Source organism: Streptomyces griseoloalbus (assembly GCA_014650015.1).
Lineage (GTDB): Bacteria > Actinomycetota > Actinomycetes > Streptomycetales > Streptomycetaceae > Streptomyces > Streptomyces griseoloalbus.
In genome coordinates this window covers 1-501 of sequence record BMUD01000200.1, presented here as the reverse complement: position 1 = coordinate 501, position 501 = coordinate 1, and the positions used below count along the sequence as shown (strand labels likewise).

Sequence of the window (501 nt, the reverse complement as noted above, 5' to 3'; positions counted from 1 at the left end):
AGAGGTCCTGCGCCGAAAATGTCCGGGGCTGAAACGCGCCACCGAAACTAAGGAACCGAAAGGTTGGTAGAGGAGCATTGCATGCGGGAAGAAGCAGTACCGTAAGGAGCTGTGGACTGCATGGAAGAGAGAATGCCGGAATGAGTAGCGAGAATTATGTGGGAATCATAATGGCCGAAAATCTAAGGTTTCTTGGGGAAGGTTCGTCCGCCCAAGGTAAGCCGGGAGCTAAGGCGAGGCCGCAAGGCGTAGTCGATGCACATACGGTAGAAATTCCGTAGCCGGTACAATTGTTAATCACGGTGACACATGAGCGTAGCTCTACCGGGCGTTGGTTGCCCCGGGAGTAATCGAGCCGAGTGAGGCGAAGTGAGTGTAATCTGTGGCGAGAAAAGGTGTGTGGATTGGTTAGGTTGCCCGTACCGCAAACCGACACAGGTAGGTGAGGAGAAGATCCTAAGACCATCGGGAGAAGGGTTGTTAAGGAACTAGGCAAATTGA

Annotated in this window: 1 rRNA gene; it reads left to right on the top strand. The window is 52.9% G+C overall.

Annotation, left to right across the window (positions count from 1 at the left end):
- Positions 1 to 501: ribosomal RNA gene (locus IE178_RS35555) — 23S ribosomal RNA — on the top strand; the annotation flags it as partial.